The following is a 21,076-nucleotide window of genomic DNA, read 5'->3' as shown; positions in this document are numbered from 1 at the left end:
TGGCCTAGGTTGAAATGTCCCGTGGAGCCGCATCACAGGTGTCGTGGTAAGGGCAAAACTGACAGGCGGGGCCCGGCGTGGGGTCAAATTGTCCTGCCCGAATTCGTTGGGCAATCTCGATCGCTTGGGTTTGCAGCGGTTGCAGTTGGGGTTGAGTGAACCATTCGATCGGGCGATCGGGATGGCGCAAGTAGACCAGGGCGGCCCGATCGGCCCCCAAGGCATGGGCATAGGCCCACAGTTGCAGTCGGTGTTCGCTGGGCACGCGATCGCGATCGGTCTTGAAGTCCAAAACTCCGGCGGTTCCCACCCAGTCGGCCACCCCATTCAGCCGCAGGGTTTGGCCGTGAGGCAGCGCCAAATCAAACCCGATCGGCACTTCCTGCTGAGCTTGGGGATCGTGGCTCAGGGGAACCAAGGCGGGATCCTGCCAAAATCGATCGGCGAGGGTCAGGGCTTCGCTAACCGCTTCGAGATCCAATCCGGGATCCTGGGCCGCCAGGGTAGCGACATTTTGAATGCGCCGTTCGATCGCCCGGTGAACCAACGTGCCAATCCGGCGTGATCGGGCGGGGCCGTCACCGCTGGGGGGGCGATCATCCACAATGCGCCAAGCAAACCGCCGGGGACAGCGTGCATATTCACTGAGCGCCACCACGGGTAATTCATCCAAGCCGGAGGACACCCAACCCCAAAGGGGCTGACCGTCGCCGGGAAGTGGGCGGGGGGCAGTTGGGGGGCGATCGCCCGGCGCGGTTGGGTCTTGGGGGTTTTGGGAATTGGCTTGATTGGTTGGATTGGGCTGATCGGTTGGATCGGGCCGATCGGTTGGATCGGGTCGATCGGGAAAATCCGGCGAGTCTGCGGGGATCATCACACAGTCGATCGGCCAGCCTTGGGCCTGGGCCACCCCTTGCACCCAATCCCAAGGACGGAAGCGATCGCCTGTTTCGTCCTCGCTAGTTTCGGATTTGTCCGATTTTTCAGCCTTTTCTTCATGCCAAGGCAAATTGGCGCTCAGGAGCAACCGATCGCGGGCCCGAGTCAAGGCAACGTAGAGTAATCGGCGGGTTTCCGCCTGCTCCGCTTCCCGATCGGCCGCTGCCAGCAAGTGCCACAGGGCTGGAATTTGTGGATTTTCCTGGGGTTGGTCACGCCACTGGAACACGAATCCCCAGTCCGCGCTCATTCGCCAAGAAGTTGACTGTTGGAAATCTCGCTGGGGATTCAGATCCGGCAACACCACCACCGGCCATTCCAATCCCTTGGACGCATGGATGGTCATCAGGTCAATGGCGTTACCGGCTTCCAGGGGCGATCGGGCAAAAAGGGTTTTGAGGTCACCAGAATTCAGCCGTCGCACGGTTTCAATGCGTCGCAACCGCCGCACCACGCCAAAGGTGTCGCCCACCCCTTCCTCCAATTGGGCGATCCAGTCGGCAAAGTCGCGCCAATCCCGCAGGCGGCGGGCCCCGTCCGGTAAGTTAGCGATTGTGGCACTGTAGCCCGTGGCTCGATCGGCCCGGTGCAGCAACTGGGAGGGTAGTTCCCGCCGCCGATCGCCCCGCCAGCGCCGCAACTGCTCCACCGCCCGTTTCAGGGCCTGTTGATCGCCCGCGTCTAACTGATTGAAAGTCGCGGAATCGGTGAGCAACTCTTGCAGAGCGGCCCACCAATTCGGCGATCGGCGCGGCGCGGGGGATCCGTCAGGGGTGGCGGGTTCCGGCGCTGGAAACTGGCGACTGACCGCGAACAGGGCCCGATCGCTGACCGCAAACCAAGGACTACGCAAAATCGTAACTAGGGCCACGCTATCTTGCGGATCTGCCAAAAACCGGAGCAAAGCGGTTCCATCCTTCGCCTCACGGGTATCCAGCAAGTCGCCGGAGCAGAGATTCACCGGCAACCCCGCCGCCGTTAGGGTTTGGGCAATGATGCTCAGTTGCCGATGGGTGCGCCCCAAAATTGCAATGTCGCGAAATTCCAGCGGGCGAGGGGTTCCCAAGGCCTTGTCAAAAATCAGCAATCCCCGATCGACCCAATCGCGCAATCGTTGGCCGATCGCCTGGGCCTCGGCCACCCGCCGGATTGCAACCTTCTGCGCTTTGCTGGTGGCCGCCACCGCCAACAGGGTCACGGGGCGATCGAGGGGTGGTTCTGCCCGATCGCCCCGTAAGGGTTGGTGCAACTCGTTCAACAACGGCTCACAAAGCGCATTCCCCGCGGCCACCAAATCTCGATGGGTGCGGAAGCTCTGGGACAAACTGACCCGATCGCCCTCGGCAGACCGAGCCAGGCGATCGCACCAATCTTGAAATAGCCCCACTTCTGCCCGGCGAAATCGATAGATTGATTGCTTGCTGTCGCCAACGATCGTCACCTTTGCCCGATCGTGTTGCAGGCGATCGAGCAAGGCGCTTTGGACTGGATTTGTATCTTGAAATTCATCCACCAAAAATGCTTGCCATCGCTGACGATAGTAGGCTTGAACTTCCGGCATTTCCAACGCCTTGAGGGCATACCATTCCAGATCGCTAAAGTCCATGATCCGGGCTTGCTTTTTCGCCACTTCCAAACGAGAACGTACCCAAACATAGACTTGACGAATGGTTTTCAGTTTTTCCTCAAAGCGATCGTCAACTTCTCCTAATTTGCAAAGAATGGCTCCTTCTTTCAAGGCCTGGTTAATTTGACCTCTCACAGCCTTCATTGCTGCTTTGACGGATTCTAAAAGCTCCCCAGAATCCCAATTTTTCTTGCTGCCTCGTCCTTTATTAAAATCAATCGCCTTTGCCCAAGTGGCCCATTGATCGGAATCGCGATCTTGGGCGATCGCATCCATTAACTCCAAAATTCGCTGCCGATTGCCCTCGGCTCCGTCTCCGGGCCTCCCAGCCCATTGGGATAAAAACTGTTGTGCCGATTGCCAACTGGGAGCATTCACCAGCCGATCGAGCGCTGCTTGTCGCCAAATTTTGACCTGTGTTTCCCAATCGGTGCGATCGCGCTGCAAGGCCTGTTCCGCCGTATAGCGATCGGCTAATAATCCTTCCAAAATGGGGCGCAACGTGGAATAGGGCACAGCCGCATAATGCGATTCCGGCAGCTCATCCAACGCCAAATCTAACTGTTCCTTTTGCCAAAGACTCGTTTCCCAAGCCTCTTGAATCGTGAAGTTGGGCGCTAATTCCAAATGGTGTGCCTGTTCTCGGCAAATCTGTCCCGCCACGGCATGGAAAGTGTTCACCGCCGCCGCTTCCAAATCGGCCAATAGGTCACAGCCTGGCCAGCGATCGTAGAGTTGGGTCAGGGCTGATGGATGGCCACTGGCCAGCGCTGCGGCTTCGGTGGCCAAAAGCTGTTGTAAATCCTGCCGAATGCGCGATCGCAACTCCTCCGCCGCTTTGCGGGTGAAGGTGACCGCCACAATCTCGATCGGGGAGAAGCCAAATGCCGTCACATGGTGCAGGTAGCGTGCAGCCAGCATGTGGGTTTTGCCCGTGCCGGCCCCTGCCAACACTGCCACACTCTGGGGTGCTTCCGCGGCCCGCCGCTGATCAGGAGTGAGCATCAATGATCCCGCCGTTGCTGAATGGGTGGATGATCGCGATTGATCCTATCAAATCAGAAAAACAAGACCAAAAAAGCCACCCTTGCGAGGCGGCTTCTGTGCTCATTTTTGAGGTTTGGGAAAATCAGCCATCCGTGAGGTTACTGGCTGAGCTTAGGGCCTGTCGCCATTTCCTAGGATCAGGCGGAAACGATTGATTTTCCATATCCCAGCCGTCGTAACAAGGGGCTTAAGCCCCTTGTCCCCCACGATCTGCCAACGATGGAATCAGGGTTTCAGGCGATTTGACGACACGCCCCAGGCTAAATCCCGATCGCCCACCAAACTTGGCAGCGATCGGGACTCTGAGGCGCTAGTTCTCGGTGTCCAAAGCTGTTCCAGTGCCAGTGCCTGAGGCGGCTTGCAGGTTCTTAGTGCCCAAAGCTGTGCCAGTGCCCGACAACGACTCAACGATCGAGCGCACAGCGGCCACCATGGCGATTTCGCTGTCCAGCTTGTTAATGGCCGAACCCACGCCCACGCCCGCAGCACCCGCCGCGATCGCCAAGGGAGCCGTCACCGCCGAAATGCCCGACGCGCAAAGCACCGGCACGGACACCGCGCGGCTGATTTCGTAGGCAGCGGCCAGGGTGGGAGCCGCCTTTTCAATCAAGCCCAAGCTACCGGCGTGAACGGGTTGGCTGCTGGTGCCGCCTTCGGTTTGGATGATGTCTGCGCCAGCGGCCACCAGGGCTTCCGCCAGGGCCACTTGCTCATCCAGGGCCAAGATATGGGGAACCGTCACCGACAGCAGCACATTGGGCAGCAGGCGGCGGGTTTCTTGGGTCATGGCCAGCACTTCAGCGGCTTCAAAGCGAATGCCTTGGGCATAGAAGCTATCGAAGTTCCCGATTTCAATCAGGTCAGCGCCGGCCGCCACGCAGTCCACAAACTTGGCGGGTTCCACGGCAGACACACAGACGGGCAAGCTGGTGATCGCCTTAATCCGTTGCACCAAGGCGGGGTCGGCGGCAATGTCCACGAAGGTTGCACCGCCCAGCTCGGCTGCCTTGACGATCGCTTCGACCCGATCGCCGTCGAAATTGTTCAAACCAGCGATCGCCTTCAACGCTTGGCCGCGATCGAGGGCGGATTGCAGTTGGGACATTGCACTCATAGGTTCACCTGATTAGCGTGATTTGCAGATGTCCGCAATTGTATCAAGCACGGCCGGCGGTAGGGGCAGGTTTGAAACCTGCCCTAACCCGTAACTTCAGCGAATAAAGAACAAACCTTGCGCGTCGTTATAGCAATTCGCGCACGTCGGTGACAGAACCGGTCACGGCCGCCGCCGCCACCATCGCCGGACTCATCAGCAAGGTGCGACCGCTGGCGGAACCCTGACGGCCCTTGAAGTTGCGGTTCGAGGAAGAGGCGCTGATTTGGCTGCCCTGCAACTTGTCGGGGTTCATGGCCAAACACATGGAGCAACCGGCTTCCCGCCACTCAAACCCGGCCGCCTTGAAGATTTCGTGCAGGCCTTCCGCTTCGGCCGCTTGCTTCACCGACTCGGAACCGGGCACGACAAAGGCGGTGATCCCTTCAACCACTTGGCGACCTTGGGCCACCTTGGCGGCTTCCCGCAGGTCGCTGATCCGGCCGTTGGTGCAACTGCCGATGAAGCAGACATCCACCTTGGTTCCGGCGATCGCCTGGCCTGGGGCGAGCTGCATGTAGTCGTAGGCTTCCTTGGCGATCGAGCGATCGCCCTCGTCCAGTTCTTCCACGGTCGGAATCGTTTCCGTCACGCCGATGCCCTGACCGGGCGTGATCCCCCAAGTGACGGTCGGTTCAATGTCCGCCGCATCGAACACCACCACATCATCGTATTGGGCATCCGCATCGCTGCGAACGCTCGTCCACCAAGCCACCGCCGCATCCCAATCGGCTCCCTTGGGGGCAAACTCGCGCCCTTGCAAATAATCAAACGTGATTGGGTCGGGGTTGACGTAGCCGCAACGCGCACCGCCTTCGATGCTCATGTTGCAAACGGTCATCCGTTCTTCCATGCTCATCGCTTCAAAGGTTGTACCCGCGTATTCGTAGGCATAGCCCACGCCGCCTTTCACGCCCAGCTTGCGGATGATGTGCAGCACCACGTCCTTGGCGTAGACTCCGGGGCGCAGGTCGCCGTTCACTTCCACGCGGCGCACCTTCGGCTTGGTCATGGCCAGGGTTTGGGAAGCCAGCACGTCGCGCACTTGGCTGGTGCCGATCCCAAAGGAAATGGCCCCGAATGCGCCGTGGGTGGAGGTGTGGCTGTCGCCACAGGCGATCGTCATGCCCGGTTGGGTCAAGCCCTGTTCGGGGGCAATCACGTGGACGATGCCTTGCTTGCCGGAGCCGATGTTATAGAACCGAATGCCGAATTCTTGGCAGCTTTGCTCAAGGGCGACGATCATGTCTTCCGCCAAGGAATCGATGAAGGGGCGCTGGCGTTGTTGCAGTTGGGTGGGGACAATGTGATCAACGGTGGCCACGGTGCGTTGGGGAAACGGCACTTTGAGACCCCGCTCGCGCAACATGGCAAAGGCTTGGGGGCTGGTCACTTCGTGGATCAGGTGTAGGCCAACGAACAGTTGGGTTTGGCCCGAAGGCAATGTGGCGACGGTGTGCAAATCCCAAACTTTGTCGAAGAGGGTTCCTTGGCTCATGACGGGCGATCGCTCTGTGGTGGGTGTATCTCTCAGATTTAGGACTAGCGCGGTGATCTACTCAGACAAGGGGCTTAAGCCCCTTGCTCCGACAGTGCGGGGGTGCGTCAGTCCGATGGGGTAAACGGGTCATCGGCGGGCAACTTGCCGGGCCGATTCAGAGGTCTTATTCTATCGTGTCGCTGACGATCGCCCGTTGATTGACTTGGAGGCGATCATGGTCATGAATACAGTCACAGATATAGTCACGAATCAGACCCATCAACATTCGCAGGGGCGTATGGCCGTTGGCCCTTCAGCATTCCATGAAAACGATGACTCCTGATTCACCCGATCGCCCTGTGGTCGCCGATCAAAATCGATCGGAGCAGTTGCGTGATTGGCGATCGCCCCTGCGATATCCGGGGGGGAAACAAAAAGATCTGCCGATTTTTACGCAATATTTTCGATCGGCGAAGGAATATCGGGAGCCGTTTTTGGGGGGCGGCAGTGTGTTGCTCCATGCGATTGGGTCGCAGGTGGCGCAACAGTTTTGGGCCAATGATGCGAATCCGTTGTTGATGGATTTTTGGCAGCAGGTGCAGACCGATGCGATCGCCCTGGCCCGGTTGGTGCGATCGCTGCGAGATGATTACGACGGCGAGCGGCGCAAGTGCGATCAATGGGTGGAATTTCGCGATCGCTATCAACAAAAGTTGGCGAACTTACCGGGCGATCGGCTCCATAATGCGGCGCGATTTTTTATTTTGAATCGCAGCACCGCCAGCGGCCTCACGGAATCCGGCGGCATGACGGCGGCGGCCTATTGCGGTCGATTCACGGAGTCCAGCATTCAACGGCTGGAAAATTTGCAAGGTCGGTTGGCGGGGGTGCGCTTGACCCTCGGTGACTATCAGACGCTAATTCATGCGCCCGGTGAAGATGTGTTTATTTTTCTCGATCCGCCCTATTTTTCCGCAGAACAATCGCGGCTTTATGGGCGATCGGGCGATTTGCACAAGGGGTTTAATCATCAACAATTGGCGGCAGCCCTGCGCGATTGTCCCCACAATTGGCTGATGACGATCGATAATTGTGAAGCAATTCAGGATCTCTATCCGGCCGATTGGGCGGATTGTTTACCCTGGACAAAGCCCTACAGCATGACCAACACCCAAGGCAGGCAATCGAAGGCCGGTCAGGAATTATTAATCGCCAAAAAAGGTCTGATCCAATTCTGACGAGTGTGGTTTAGATCAATTTTTATTCTTAATGGTTATTCCCGATCGCCCATGGCTGCCATTCCGCCAAATCCTGAATTTTCTGAGTCAATGGAAGGGCCGATGGATCGACCCACCGATGTTGATGGGAGTGGCTTGGATCGCGGCGATTTTGAGGATGATGATTTTGAGGGTGATGATTTTGAGGGTGATGATTCTGAGAGTAGCAATCGCCTAGACGAGTGGGATACGGTCGATCGGGAATTGGATGCGGCGATCGAGTCCTTGGCGGATTTGGATGCGGAGTTGGCCTATCGCCAAGCCCGATCGGCCCTGCGATCACTGATGGAGCGGTTGGACTTGACCCCCCGGGAGCGATCGGGTCTGGAGCCAGATCTGGAGGGTTTGGCGCAAATGCTGGACAAGCTGGAGGATCAGCGGGTTCAAATTGCCGTGTTTGGGGCCGTCAGTCGCGGCAAGTCTTCTTTGCTTAATGCCCTGTTGGGGCGATCGGTCTTTGAAACGGGCCCCACCCACGGCGTAACCCAATCCAGCCGGAGCATTCATTGGACAGTGCCGTCCAGCTTGGGCCAAGTGGAACTGGTGGACACGCCGGGCATTGATGAAGTGAATGGGGCGGCGCGGGCGGCTCTGGCGCGGGAGGTGGGGCAAGCGTCAGATCTGATCCTGTTTGTGGTGGCCGGGGACATGACCCAAGTGGAATGCGAGGCCCTGTCTCAGTTGCGGGAAGCGGGTAAGCCGATCCTGCTGGTGTTGAACAAGATTGATCAGTTTCCCGAGGCTGATCGACAGGCCATTTACGAAAAGATTCGGGACGATCGGGTGCGGGAGCTGCTGTCGCCCGATGAGATTGTGATGGTGGCGGCGGCTCCCCTGGTGGCCCAGGTGGTGCAGCGGCCCGACGGGACGATCGCGGCGGATTTGCAACGGGGTGCGCCCCAGGTGGAAAGCCTGAAGCTGAAAATTTTGGAGGTATTGGCAAGGGAGGGCAAAGCATTGGTGGCCCTGAATTCTTTGCTTTATGCCCAAGCGGCGGGCGATCGGATCCTGTCGCGCAAGCTGGCCCTGCGGGATCGTTCTGCCGATCGCCTGATTTGGAATGGCACGATTGCCAAAGCGATCGCCGTGGCGGTGAATCCCGTGGTGGTGTTGGACTTGGTGGGGGGCGCGGCGATCGACCTGGCCACCATTTTGGCCCTCTCGCGGCTCTACGGAATTCCCATGGGTCAACGGGGCGCGATCGCCCTGATGAAAACCATCGCGATCGGGCTAGGCGGCCTCAGTGCCGGAGAATGGATCGCCCGGTTGGGCCTCAGCGCCCTCAAGGGATTTCTGGGCCTATCCACCGTCGCCACCGGCGGGATCACCACCGTGCCCTATCTGTCGATCGCCGCCACCCAAGCCGCGATCGCCGGAGTTTCTTCCTACGCGATCGGCCAAGCAACCAAAACCTACCTAGCCAACGATGCCTCCTGGGGCCCCGATGGGCCAAGGGCCGCAATCGGGCGGGTGTTAGCCACCTTGGATGAACAGTCGATCGTCAAACGCATTGAGGCGGAACTGTGGGCCAAGCTGGGCCGGCCAGCGGTTCCCGATCCCTTTGGTTCTCGGTAGGGGCGACTTTCAACCTCAACAACAGGATTCCCCGAATTCGCGATCCCCTAGGGTTCCCGATCGGGCAGGGGTGGTTGGGCCGTGCCTTGGACCGCTTCCACCGCCCGCACCGCATCAATCAGACCCCGCACTTGGTCAGTGCCCTCGGATTTTTCAAACGTGAGCGGCATTTTGCCCCGAGCCACCATCCGCCAGCCCACCGGAGCCAAACTGGCCAGCCCCCGCCAATCACGTCCCGAATTGCCAATGACCCGAATGGCAAACTGACGCTCATCAATCCACCCTCCCTCACGCACCATCTGCACCAGCGTTTGGCGGTGGCGCAAAGGTCGTTCGATCGCCTCGCCCGCCGTTGCCGCCTGCGCCAACAGCACCGACTTAATGCGCGAGATGCGATCGAGCGGGTTCACCTCCATCGGGCAAACTTCATTGCAAGCAAAACAGCGCGTGCAACCCCAAACGCCGCTGCCATCCTCACCCAACTGGCTTAAGCGTTCCGCCGTTGCCCGATCGCGCGTATCGTCCACCAACCGTTGCGCCTTCGCCAGGGCTTGGGGCCCCGCAAACTGCGGATTCACCATCACCGCGTTGCACTCCGAATAGCAAGCCCCGCAAGCGATGCAGTTGCCCGCCTGCTCCAACAAGGCCCGCTGATCCGGCGTTTGGCGCGTTTCCCGCAACGGTTGATCTGGAGGCTGATCTAGAGGTTGATCTAGAAGTTGATCCGTAGATTGATCCGTTGGACTTGCCTGGCTTGCCTGATTGACCCGATCTGTTGAGACTGGCTGATTTGGCTGGGGCGATCGCTCCTGGGCCGCCACCGTTTCCGCCGCCGCCAACTGCTCCGCCCGGCTCACCGATGGGTGAATTGATTCCAACCGGGCCCAAAACGGTTGCAAATCCACCACCAAATCTCGAATCACCGGTAAATTGCCCATCGGAGCCACGGTGATCACCGGCTCGCCATGCTCATCCGTCCCGATCGCCCGGGTCAACATTTCCGAAACATTTTCTTTACAGGCCAGGCGCGATCGGCCATTAATCTGCATGGCACAACTTCCGCAAATCGTATTTCGACAATTTTTGCGAAAGCCAAGACTGCCATCTTGCTCCCACTTGATACGATTCAGGCAATCCAGAATCGTATTTCCGGGTAAAACATTGTCCAGGCGATAGGACTGAACCCGAGGAGACGATCCGGGTTCCCGACGCATGATTTGGAAAGTGACTTGCACGGCTGGTCGATTCGGCAAATACGGCAGGGATTTGATACTAGTCTAGTCGCAAATTGCTGGGAGACCCGCTCCCCCATCACACAATCTGCAATGTTTTTTGAGGAGGGTTTGAGCACCCCGCGGCCATCGTCCGATCGCCTTGCCCCCTTCCGTAAAAATCATCCGAAAACACCCAATTTGCAGTGCTTCTTCCCTGAAGAGGATACATTTTCTATTTTTGTGGGATGCGTCCGCTCCCCTTGTCTTTGCTTTTGACCAGCCCCGCTTTAGCCTTAGCGGCAAAGGCCGTCATCCCGAACTGATCAAAGCAATCGAACCCACCCTGGGGGATAGATCAATCTATAGGGAGGCAAGAGCTTTTTTTAATCTAAAAATTTTGAGCAGTCCGATTCAAATTTCTGCCGCTTGGGGCTATAGTCTTAATGTAGTCAATCTCGATTCCGGTGTTTTTCTGGATTCTGCCCAGGAGCGCATCTAAAGCTGCCTCAAAAATTTATCTCCGTGCTTAGTCTCTAGGCGATCAATTTTTATGGGTAAATCCTAGGCTTCAGCCATGATTGGCATTGGCCGGTCTAAATTTAGGCTGCCTGTCAGAGCATGATCAACACCGGTAAAACCTGATTCCGATCGAGAGAGACATCCTCACTGACCATCCTTCGATGCAAGATTGTGCGGTTTGATCGTTTGTAGAATTACCGCTGGATTTTGCCAGATTCTGGCAAATCCCTGATTTTTGAGGGGGCCAATCCAGTCGAATCGGACAATCGATCCAGCCAAGATCGATCGGGGTTTGATCACCCTCCAATGAGTCGAAGAGTCTCTGAGGAGGTGATGTCTGAATTGGGGAAGTTCGGAACAATTGGCCTCGACTAGGGGACGCGCTAGGCTAAGTCGGCGGTGTTCTTGGGTTAAAGGGCAATTGCATCTGAGGAACCCCGCTTCAGCCGAGCTAGGCTTTTTTAACTGAACTGAATGTTTGACAGCAATGAGTGATTCCGCAACTGCTCAACAACCCACACCGCTGAAGGGTAAAGCCCTACTGCAAAAACTGAAGGAACTCTCGAATCTGCCCCGTCGCGAAAAGGCAAAGCGCTGCGGCTACTACAAAGAGACCAAAAGCGGCCAAGTCCAGGTGAACTTGGCTGAGTTTTATGATGCATTGTTGGAAGCAAAGGGCACGCGGATTGATCCGGAAAGTGCCAAGGATGGTCGGGGTCGCGAACCGACCTATCGCGTGACGGTGCATCAAAATGGCCAAATCGTGATCGGTTCGACCTATACCCAAAGCATGGGTCTGAAGCCGGGCGATGAGTTTGAGATCAAGCTGGGCTACAAGCACATTCGCCTGGTGCAAGTGGACGGCAAGGGCGAAGAATAACTTGCAAAATAGCCCCTAGCACCAATGGGGGTAGACAAGGGGCTTAAGCTCTCTGTTCTCATTCCTGAGACAAGGGGCTTAAGCCCCTTGTTTTTCTGGTTTTTTGGGGGTGCGTCTTGAAGGGACTGATCTGCTCTTACTGATCTACTCTCATTGATCTGCCCTTTCAATCTGCCCTGATTGGTTTGTGTTTTTGGGTTTGCACTTGTTGCCTTTCGGCTTGTACTTTGCGATTGGCGACTTGTGCTTACTCGCGTGGATTTTTGCGAGTTTCTAGCAACTTCTATCGCGCTGGGCGCAGGCGATCGAGTTCCCGTTGCAGGTCTTCAATTTGTTGGCGCAGGCGATCGGCTTCGGTGTTGCCGGTCGATCGCGCCGTGGTGGTTGCATTCGCCGTCACATTCACGGCCCCTTGAGCCACATCCCGTTGGTAGTCCCCGCGCCGAATGGCTTGATATTCCGCCGAAGTGGCCCAATCTTGGAGATAGCTGGCTCGCTCCACAGGGAAGGGATGGCTGCTGTACATGCCCTGGGGCAAGTTGTTGTAAAGAAAGAATTTATAAGCCTGATTCATGGCATCCGCGTCTAGGGATTGGTAGTCGCGGGCTTGCTTTTTGAATTCCGCAAGGCTCAGTTCTTGCAAATGTTTGGGACTGCCGCCGGCCACTTTCACCATGGTCATCAATACGGTGTCGAGATCATCGGTGGCAATCAGGGCGGCTCGATCGGCCGACAGTTCGGCCTTGCGCTTCCATTCATAAAACGCCATGACCAATGCGTTGCTAATCAGCATGTTGCTTAAGCCCATGGTCATTTGCCCCACCATGGAAGCCGCATACAGCGTCCAAATGGCCATTTGGGTGAGGGTGCTGTGGCCACATTTCAAATGTCCCAATTCGTGGGCCAACACCACGCGCAATTCGGCTTCATTCAGCAATTCCAGCAGGGCAGTGGTGAGCACCAAGGTGGGCTGTTCTTGACCAATGGTGAAGGCGTTGACCTGATAGCTTTGGCTGACGAACAGGGCCGGCTCCGGGAACACATCGAGGTCTCGCAGACATTCCCGCAGGAGCTGATGCAGGCTGGCGTATTGACGGGGCCCCACTTGGACGCTGTTGCCCATGTGGTAGAGATATTGGGGCCGATCGACCGCCACTTCTAGAAATTTGCGTGCCACCAAGTCAAATCCCGGCAGGCTTCGCAGGGCTTGCTCGGCTTCGCGATCGAGCGGATGACGAAAGGCTTCGCTGGAAATTCCGGGATAGCTAGGCATGGTTGGGAGCAAGGCCCCTCGGAAAGGGCCAAAACGACTGCAAGTTCAGCGTAGCGCGTTCCCCAGGATGGAGCGTCCTAAAGGCAACGATCGCGCCGTAACAGTTGTTGATAGGTCACCGCGCTCAGACCCAAGCCCCCGATCGCCACCCCGCCCAACACCCACAGATGCCAGGCAATGTCAGCGGCCGTGGCTCCCTCGCTAGCCACCCGCAACAGGGCTTCATTCATGTGGTAAATCGGGTCAAAACGGGCCAACTGTTGCAACAGGGGTGGAAACAGCCAGGCGGGCACAAAGCTGCCGCCCAAAATCAGCAGGGGCACGCCCAAGGCCGCCACCAACGCATTCACATCCTCCGTGCGCCGGGCAAATTGTCCCCCCAGCACAAAGCCCACCCCCACATAGGCCAACACACTCAGCAACCCGATCGCCCCGCCCAACCACCAGGCCCCCTGGAACTGGGCCCCCACGGCGGTGGCAATGATCCCCACAATGACCGCCTGGCCGAGGGCGATCGCCCCGTGAGCGAGGCTAATTCCCAAAAAATAAGCCATGCCACCCAGGGGCGACAGGCCCAGCCGCCGAAACGTGCCCGACTCTCGCTCGCCCACCAGGGTTGCCACCGTGCCGCCCAGACAGCTAAAAAACAGGGCCGCCCCCACCCAGGAAACCGGAGCCGCTCGCTCAAAGGCCGCCGCGATCGGCAGTTGGGCCCGCTCCGCCAAAATCAACCCATTCAACACCAACACCAGCGCCGGAAACAGCGACCAAAACACCAAACTGCGCTTGCGTCGCCACAACTCCTGCAAAATCCGCCGGGCGATCGCCAGCGCCTGCCGACCCATTAACCGAAGCGCAGTCGGAGTCACTGGAGAGAGTAAGGTTTTGGGAGATCTGATCATCTTTCTGATCATCTTAAAAATCATTCTAAAAATTCGGTGGAGCCTTTGAAGTCATGATTTTGAGTGAGCCATTGCCCTCGATCGCGCCAGGAGAAAGCCCTGCAATCATGCATCGGGGCTGAATCCAAGCCCGCCCGAACCAGCCAGCAAAACTATGATGGTGCGAATGTTTTGGTAGTTTAGGGTATGACTTGGAGTTTCCAAAACATTCCAAAACATTGTTGATGCTGAATTCAGCCCTCTACTCTCGGAAAATTTTGCCTTATCCTGTTCTTAGCTTGGTCAATGCATAAGCGTGATGAATGTAACCTTAGGCGAGTTTTACGATTCCCTACCTGATACCCAAGAATACCTAACCTTGGGGTTTTCACCGAGTGCGCAAGCTCGCAAAATTCGTTGGCGCAACTATGGACTATCAGCCGATTTTTTGGGCGACTATTTCGCCACCTTTTTTCCGGGCAACAATGAGGACGCGGCCGATAGCTCCAGCACTCAAGAAAATGTTAAAGCCTGTATTAGCTATGTCGCCAATGAACTCATTGAGAATGCGATTAAGTTCAGTGATGAACGGGTGAACAGCCCAGTCACCATTTCTCTCTATCTCTATGAGTCCAGCATCTTGCTTCTGGTTTGCAACAGCACAACGGCCGATCGCGCCATCCGGTTTCAGAAGCACATTCATGATATTTTGACGACTGATCTTGACCTACTTTATGCTCAACGACTAGAGCAAATGGGGCGTGAAGAGTCCAATGAATCTTGCCTGGGGCTGATTTCAATCATGGCAGATTACGGAGTGAAAATGGGGTGGCGGTTTACACCGTCTACTAATGATGACAACTCCGTTGCGATCAGCGTGATGGCCCGACTCACAGTGTAGTGATTGACTATTAAAATGTCGATCGCCCTGGAACTGAGCAAAGAGACCAAGATATTGTCAAACTCTTGCCAGCATTTCGGTGATGGGGGGATCCCGAAACCTTGCATGGCCCAGAGCAAGTTCATGTAAGGATAGTTAAGGCTCGATCGCATGGTGAAACTGCACCAACTGCGATGGCTCATTCGCGTGACTGACTGGATCGGGCGACTGGATCTAGCTAACGGGATCTACCAACGGGATCTACCAACGGGATCTGAAGATGCGGCCACACTGGTCAGCATCACCACAGGATCACGATTCGATCGCGCCTTCTCCATGGTTCGCCCCCAGCCCTGCCGCCTTACATCATGGCCCTATCTTTCTGTTAATACTTCTTAGTTCCTGGTTTTCTCCAATGCCCCAGTCCTCCGCAATTTCCCACCACTCATTCGTATGGAACTAAAACAACCGGACTACAGCATTCAGTATGACCCCGCCACGGCAACGATTCTCTGCCGTGGTTCCCTGCGTCTGGACGGCCTTGAGGCTTACCGTCCTGTGCTCGATATTTTGGAAGCGGCGGCGGAAGAGTCCGAGAAAATCATTGTTGACCTCCAGGAACTCGAATTCCTCAATAGCTCCGGTATCAGTATGCTGTCTATGTTTGTAGTTCGGTTGCGACAGCGGGGGACAGCAAAGTTAACTTTTAAAGGATCCGCTAATATTGTTTGGCAAACGCGATCGCTCAAAAATCTCCAGCGCCTCATGCCCAGCATTGAACTAGTGCTAACTTAGCGATCATGAGCTTGGAGATAGTTTCGTGGGTCATGACCGGATGGCTTGCTCAGAAGGGATGGCTCAGAATGGCTCACTCAGAAGGGATCGCTCGGAGTAGATCGCTCAACGTCGATCGACCCTGAGTCATCACCACTGAGTCATCATCATGACAAGCCATCATTCGGTGGGTAATCCTGCGGTGAGCAATCCTATGGCATCGATCACGCAGCATGGGTTCCCTGAATTGCCCTTGATCCTTCCAGGTCTGTGCAACGCTCGGTTCAACATTCATCGGTTCAATCACTAGGCTGTGGCGTTGATGTTGATCGCTCCCTCGGCTCTACCCTCTACAAGCGGTCTATGCCGCGTCTGTTTGGAGATACTGTGCGCGATCCCCAGTCGCTGCCCGATCCGGCGGCATCGTCTGATCCACAAGCGTTGATTGAAGAAAACAAACGCCTTCGCCAGCAGGTGGCTGCTTTAGAGCAAAGCAACCGCGATCTCCAGATCGCCCTTGAAACCACCGCCATCCATGGTGACTGTATTGAAAACGAACTACAGTCCACCCTGTCGCTGTACCGTCGCCAACAGCAGCGATTGCAGACGATTTTGAAGCAAGTGGCCCAACAGAAGCGAGATCTGGAGTGGGTTTTGCAAACCACGATCGAGCATAGCAGCGTGATTGAAAACGAGCTGTTGAGCGCCAATGAGCGGTTGACCATCGAGGCCCATCAACACCGGAACGCGGAACAAAAACTGCAATCGCTGTTAGGAACCATTACCCGGGAACGGGAAGACCTGGAGCATGTGCTGCGGCTGATTATTGAGCATGGGGATGCCATGATCGAGCAGCTCTATGTGCAAGCCACGGAAGCGGGAGCCAAGGCCACGATGGATGCCTTGACGCGCGTGGCCAACCGGCGGCGGTTTGATGAATATTTGGAGCAACAATGGCAAACGCGAGGCAGCCGGTCTGAGCCGTTGGCCTTGGTGATGGTGGATGTGGACTCCTTCAAGGCCTACAACGATTTGCTGGGCCATGTGGCGGGGGATGTCTGTTTGCAGCAGGTGGCGATGGCGATCGCCCAAGTGGCTCGATCGACCTCGGATTTGGTGGCTCGCTATGGGGGCGAAGAATTTGCGGTCTTGTTGCCCCGCGCCACCTTGCAGCAGGCGGAATTGGTGGGAACCCGAATTCGCCAGGCCGTGTTGGGGTTAAGCCTGCCCCATCCCCGATCGGCCGTTAACCCTTGTGTGACGGTGAGCGTTGGGGTGGCGGCCATCTCGCCCTCCTTGACCACCTCGCCCACCCTGTTGGTGTCCCGGGCCGATCGGGCCCTATATGCCGCCAAACAACAGGGACGCAATCGGGTGGTGGTGGCTGACGAACTCAGCAACGAAACGATCGCCCTTCGATCGGCCATTGAAATGCGAATTCATTAGGATTGGCACTGAATTAGCGCTGAATTAGCACTGAATTAACGCTAAATGAGAAAGATCTTGAATTGGGCCCAGAATTAGGCTGAAAATCAAGCCATCAATTAAGTTTTGGATCAGGGTTTGGATCAGGTTTTGAAACAGACTTTGAAGCAAATTTGGCACTGAGATTCAAATTGGGCCTTGAACCGGGCTGTTTCTGAATTGAGTTCTTTCCCAAATGGGATCAGCTTTACATCGTTTTGACCCGACATTGGGCGCAACCAATGACATGGCCTAGGATTGAAACGACGAACAAACGGTTTAAGTGACAAAATTTTTTAAGTAACATTTACGTATGAATTTACAAAGACGCTTGCTATTCATGATGGCGGGAGTTGCAGTGGTGGCCGTCTTGCCCACCATTGCCATTTTTCACTGGAACACCCATCACGAATTGATTCGGCGCTCCGAAACAGACGGCGTGCGCCTGGCCAACACCCTCAGCCGTGCCCTGTCGGTGTTGCGGGATGTGCCCGCCACCGTGGAAAACAAATTGGGCCAGCAAATGGCCGCCACCGCCACCGCCTTAGCTCAGTTAGTGGATTTGAGCCAAAAACGCGGCGAACCAACTGCCCAACTCCAACAACGAATTAACAAGATTCTGGCCGATTCGATCATTGATGAAGTTTGGATTTCGGATGCGGATGGATGTGCCCGCTTGCGACCGCCTGGGGAGGCGGTTTTTTGTTTTAATCCCGATCCGAAAAAACAACCCCAAGCCCATGTGTTTTGGCCCCTGTTGACGGGCAAGGCCAAGATGGTGATCCAAGAGCCTCGGCGGCGGGAAATTGACGATCGCGTCTTTCAATACGTGGGGGTTCCGGGGATTGATCAGCGCCGCATTGTGCAAGTGGGGAACCATGTGGCCTTTTTGGAATCCCTGCGCCAGGCCCTGGGTCTCGATCGCCTGATTGAAGAGTTGCTGCGGGAACCGGACGTGCTGGGCATTTGGGTCATTGACTTGCAGGGCAAGGTGATTGCGGGTCAAGCTCGCCCGGAAAGCGGCCTCGGGAAGCAATTGGCCGAGCAGCAATTGTCTCTCTTGCGCAATAGCCTCAACACTCAGGCCACGGCCCGCGTGGTGAATGGCAATCTGCTGCATGTGATTGTGCCGTTGCGCGATCAGTCACAAGCCCTGCAAGGATCCGCCCTGGTCACCCTCTCGCTGAAGTCCCTGCAAGAGGCGTTGGCCACCCAAACCCGATTGCTCCTGATGGTGTCCAGCATGGTGCTGTTGCTGGTGGTGGTGGTGTCCTATTGGATGGCGGGTCGGTTGGTGGAGCCGATTGTGGCCCTGAATCGGGCTTCCCAGGCGATCGCCCGTGGCCATTGGGATCAACCCTTGCCCACCGATCGGGAAGACGAAATCGGCGCATTGGCCACCTCCTTTGCGCGGATGGTCACCCAACTGCAAGTGCATCTGGAAACCCTGGAACAGCGCGTCACTGAGCGAACCTATGACCTAGCGCGGGCTAATCAGGAAATTGTGACCCTCAACCAGCAGCTCACGGACGAAAATCGCCGGATGGGGGCGGAATTGTCCGTGGTGCGTCGCTTGCACCAAATGATTCTGCCCAAGGAAGAAGACTTGCTGAACACGGCGGATTTGGAAATTGCCGCCTACATGGAACCGGCCGATGAGGTGGGCGGCGATTACTACGACGTGCTGCACCGGGATGGCCGGGTGGAAATCAGCATTGGCGATGTGACGGGCCATGGCCTGGAAAGCGGCATGGTGATGCTGATGGTGCAGGCGGCGGTGCGCACCTTGCAAGCGGTGGGCGAAATTGATCAGGTGAAAACGATCAACACCCTCAATCGCTTGGTGTATGACAACACCAGGCGGATGCGATCGTACCGAAACATGACCCTTTCCCTGTTGGTTTATGAACGGGGGTCACTGCGCCTCAGCGGTCAGCATGAGGAGGCGATCGTGGTGCGGGCGGATGGGTCGATCGATCGGGTCGATACCTTAGATTTGGGCTTTCCCCTCGGGATTGAAGCGGATGTCAGCAGTTTCATTGCCGAAGCGGAGGTCTATCTCAATCCCGGCGATTTGGTGGTGCTCTACACGGACGGCCTGACCGAGGCGGCCGACCACAGCAACCAGCTCTATGGGGCCGATCGCCTCTGTCGGTTGTTGCGAACTGAGCACCATCGCACCCCCCAGGAAATTTGTAAGTTGGTGGTGGATGATGTGTATCGCCACATTGGTGAGGCCAAGATTTTTGATGACATCACCCTGATTGTGATTAAGCGACAGCAGGAGCCGGCCGATCGCCCGATCGAGTCTGCCACGGCGATCGACTGGCCCAATGTTTGTAGCTTGCCGTCCTTGTCGGCTTAGGTCGCAAAATTCACGACTTCAGCCCTAGTTCACCCCCAAAGGCGCGGCGGCAACTCCCTGGGCGATCGCTTGGCCCGCAATCCAACCCGTAGACCAGGCACTTTGGAAATTGAACCCGCCCGTGATGCCGTCAATGTCCAAAATTTCACCGGCAAAGTGCAACCCCGGGCAAGAGCGACTTTCCAAGGTTTTGAAGTCCACAGATTTCAAATCAATCCCGCCACAGGTCACAAACTCTTCCTTGAAGACTGCCTTGCCGGTGATTTTGAATTCTCCCTGCACCAACTCGCGCACCAACGCCTCGATCGGCCCCTTCGGTAAATCGGCCCAGCGAAAATCCGCCGTCACCCCCACCGCTTCCACCAATTTTTGCCAAAGCCGTTTCGGCAACTCCGGCGGCCCAGCGGTGGACACGGCCTTGCGTGGGTTCTGTTGCTTCAGGGTTCGCAGTCGATCGCGTGCCTCCTCTGCCGAAGCCGTGCCCAGCCAGTTCACCCGCAACAGGGCCCGATAGTGAGCCTCGTGGAGCGATCGCGCCGCCCAGGCCGACAACCGCAACACCGCCGGCCCACTCAGGCCCCAATGGGTAATCAGCACCGGGCCGATTTGCTCCGAGTCCGGTGGCTTTTTGCCTTTGCCACCCCGATCGGCCTCCGGCAAAACCAGCCGCACCTGGGCCCGCTCCACGGCCAACCCCGCCAGCGTGTCTAGCCGGGGATCGGGAATGGCCAGGGTGAACAACGAGGGAACCGGTGACACAATCGGATGGCCCAACCCCGCCGCCCAGCGGTAGGCCGTCGGCTGGCTGCCCGTGGCCAGCAACACCCGATCGGCCGTCAAAATTTCCCCCGATCGCAACTGAACTTGGAATTGTCCCGCCTCGTGGGTGATGTTGCTGACCGCCGCCCGCGATCGCAGCCGCACGCCCGCTCTTTCCGCCGCTCGCATCAAGCAATCGGCAATGGTGCTCGATCGATCCGTAATTGGAAACATCCGCCCATCCGGCTCGGTTTTCAGCAGCACCCCCTCCCCCACAAACCAAGTCACTGTATCGCGGGGTTGAAACCGGCTAAACACCCCCCGCAAAGCCTTGGCTCCGCGTGGGTAATGTTGCACCAACTGGGATGGCTCAAAGCAAGCGTGGGTCACATTGCAGCGGCCGCCCCCAGAAATCAGCACCTTGCTCAGAAATTGGGGCCCCGCCTCCAAAACGGTCACATCCAGGTCAGCATTCGCCCGCGCACAGGCGATCGCCCCAAAAAAGCCCGCGGCCCCGCCGCCCACCACCACCACTCGCCCCGATCGGTTCATGTTCGGGCGATCGTCCAAACTCATCCCCTAACCTCCCGTCACGATCGGCCAAAAATGGGCCCCAATCCGAAACAGACTCAAGCCAATAAAACTCAGCAGCGCCACAAAAATGACCACATTCGCAATTTCCGATAGTTTATTCATGATGATTAGTTCAATAGGCGGTCGGTCAATGACCTGATTAAGATAGCATTACAAAAATCACACAATACCCGAATTAGCGTAAAAATTTAGAATCAGCGTAAAAAATCAAAAAACCTGAGTTGAAAACTCTAATTTTAAATTAACCAGTTATTATTAAACAGTTATTTATTTCAAAAGATTAATCATTACATTAATATAGCCGCTGCCTAAAGAAAATTAGTATGCCATATAGTAAACACTATGAAGCAGTTAGTCGGTGACCATTGCCCACCC

At 56.6% G+C, this 21,076-nt stretch carries 15 protein-coding genes; 8 read left to right on the top strand and 7 right to left on the bottom strand.

The genetic code is table 11. The features are described from left to right. Positions 1 to 4: 4 nt before the first annotated feature. The 3 genes from H6F46_RS08445 to leuC form a co-directional block, all read right to left on the bottom strand. Positions 5 to 3,571 (bottom strand): exodeoxyribonuclease V subunit beta, encoded by a 3,567-nt coding sequence (locus H6F46_RS08445; protein WP_190354449.1) that lies wholly within the window; start codon positions 3,569 to 3,571, stop codon positions 5 to 7. A gap of 352 nt (positions 3,572 to 3,923) precedes the next feature. Beyond that, positions 3,924 to 4,727, bottom strand: a complete 804-nt coding sequence (locus H6F46_RS08440; RefSeq protein WP_190354451.1) for a DUF561 domain-containing protein — start codon at positions 4,725 to 4,727, stop codon at positions 3,924 to 3,926. Positions 4,728 to 4,854: 127 nt separating this feature from the next. Continuing rightward, positions 4,855 to 6,264, bottom strand: a complete 1,410-nt coding sequence (gene leuC / locus H6F46_RS08435; protein ID WP_190354453.1) for a 3-isopropylmalate dehydratase large subunit — start codon at positions 6,262 to 6,264, stop codon at positions 4,855 to 4,857. Between the two features lie 314 nt (positions 6,265 to 6,578). Here leuC and H6F46_RS08430 point away from each other — a divergent pair, with 314 nt between their 5' ends. Both H6F46_RS08430 and H6F46_RS08425 read left to right on the top strand, forming a co-directional pair. After that, positions 6,579 to 7,484 carry a DNA adenine methylase gene (locus H6F46_RS08430; protein ID WP_190354455.1) on the top strand — a complete coding sequence of 302 codons (906 nt, stop codon included), beginning with the start codon at positions 6,579 to 6,581 and terminating at the stop codon, positions 7,482 to 7,484. A 51-nt stretch (positions 7,485 to 7,535) separates the two neighbouring features. Next, entirely contained in the window at positions 7,536 to 9,098 is a 1,563-nt protein-coding gene (locus tag H6F46_RS08425; protein WP_242027853.1) for a GTP-binding protein, read from the top strand. 47 nt (positions 9,099 to 9,145) lie between these two features. Here H6F46_RS08425 and H6F46_RS08420 read toward each other — a convergent pair whose 3' ends face one another. After that, on the bottom strand, positions 9,146 to 10,333 hold the full coding sequence (locus tag H6F46_RS08420) for a 2Fe-2S iron-sulfur cluster-binding protein (protein WP_347278297.1): 1,188 nt from the start codon (positions 10,331 to 10,333) through the stop codon (positions 9,146 to 9,148). Positions 10,334 to 10,472: 139 nt separating this feature from the next. On the opposite strand from H6F46_RS08420, the gene H6F46_RS08415 reads away from it, so the two are divergent. Both H6F46_RS08415 and H6F46_RS08410 read left to right on the top strand, forming a co-directional pair. Further along, positions 10,473 to 10,811: a hypothetical protein gene (locus tag H6F46_RS08415; protein WP_190354457.1), complete on the top strand. Its 339-nt coding sequence runs from the start codon at positions 10,473 to 10,475 to the stop codon at positions 10,809 to 10,811. A 507-nt stretch (positions 10,812 to 11,318) separates the two neighbouring features. Then, on the top strand, positions 11,319 to 11,711 hold the full coding sequence (locus H6F46_RS08410) for an AbrB family transcriptional regulator (RefSeq protein WP_099534465.1): 393 nt from the start codon (positions 11,319 to 11,321) through the stop codon (positions 11,709 to 11,711). Positions 11,712 to 11,994: 283 nt separating this feature from the next. Here H6F46_RS08410 and H6F46_RS08405 read toward each other — a convergent pair whose 3' ends face one another. Further along, positions 11,995 to 12,984 (bottom strand): M48 family metallopeptidase, encoded by a 990-nt coding sequence (locus H6F46_RS08405; RefSeq protein ID WP_190354458.1) that lies wholly within the window; start codon positions 12,982 to 12,984, stop codon positions 11,995 to 11,997. Positions 12,985 to 13,061: 77 nt separating this feature from the next. Beyond that, the gene (locus H6F46_RS08400) at positions 13,062 to 13,829 is read right to left on the bottom strand and encodes an ABC transporter permease (RefSeq protein ID WP_190354535.1); all 768 of its coding nucleotides are present in this window, start codon (positions 13,827 to 13,829) and stop codon (positions 13,062 to 13,064) included. Positions 13,830 to 14,184: 355 nt separating this feature from the next. On the opposite strand from H6F46_RS08400, the gene H6F46_RS08395 reads away from it, so the two are divergent. The 4 genes from H6F46_RS08395 to H6F46_RS08380 all read left to right on the top strand — a co-directional run bounded on the left by H6F46_RS08395 (position 14,185) and on the right by H6F46_RS08380 (position 19,348). Beyond that, positions 14,185 to 14,766: an ATP-binding protein gene (locus tag H6F46_RS08395; RefSeq protein ID WP_190354459.1), complete on the top strand. Its 582-nt coding sequence runs from the start codon at positions 14,185 to 14,187 to the stop codon at positions 14,764 to 14,766. A 432-nt stretch (positions 14,767 to 15,198) separates the two neighbouring features. Next, positions 15,199 to 15,540 (top strand): STAS domain-containing protein, encoded by a 342-nt coding sequence (locus tag H6F46_RS08390; protein ID WP_099534461.1) that lies wholly within the window; start codon positions 15,199 to 15,201, stop codon positions 15,538 to 15,540. Positions 15,541 to 15,882: 342 nt separating this feature from the next. After that, complete coding sequence (locus H6F46_RS08385; RefSeq protein ID WP_190354460.1) at positions 15,883 to 16,965, top strand: diguanylate cyclase; 1,083 nt, start codon at positions 15,883 to 15,885, stop codon at positions 16,963 to 16,965. Positions 16,966 to 17,296: 331 nt separating this feature from the next. Continuing rightward, entirely contained in the window at positions 17,297 to 19,348 is a 2,052-nt protein-coding gene (locus H6F46_RS08380; RefSeq protein ID WP_190354461.1) for a PP2C family protein-serine/threonine phosphatase, read from the top strand. Between the two features lie 24 nt (positions 19,349 to 19,372). Here the strand turns inward: H6F46_RS08380 and H6F46_RS08375 are convergent, their stop codons facing one another. Next, positions 19,373 to 20,683 (bottom strand): NAD(P)/FAD-dependent oxidoreductase, encoded by a 1,311-nt coding sequence (locus H6F46_RS08375; protein WP_242027852.1) that lies wholly within the window; start codon positions 20,681 to 20,683, stop codon positions 19,373 to 19,375. Positions 20,684 to 21,076 lie beyond the last annotated feature (393 nt).

Source organism: Limnothrix sp. FACHB-1083 (assembly GCF_014696485.1).
Lineage (GTDB): Bacteria > Cyanobacteriota > Cyanobacteriia > CACIAM-69d > CACIAM-69d > CACIAM-69d.
The sequence above is the reverse complement of the archived record's forward strand: the minus strand, read 5'-3'. Positions and strand labels throughout refer to the sequence as shown.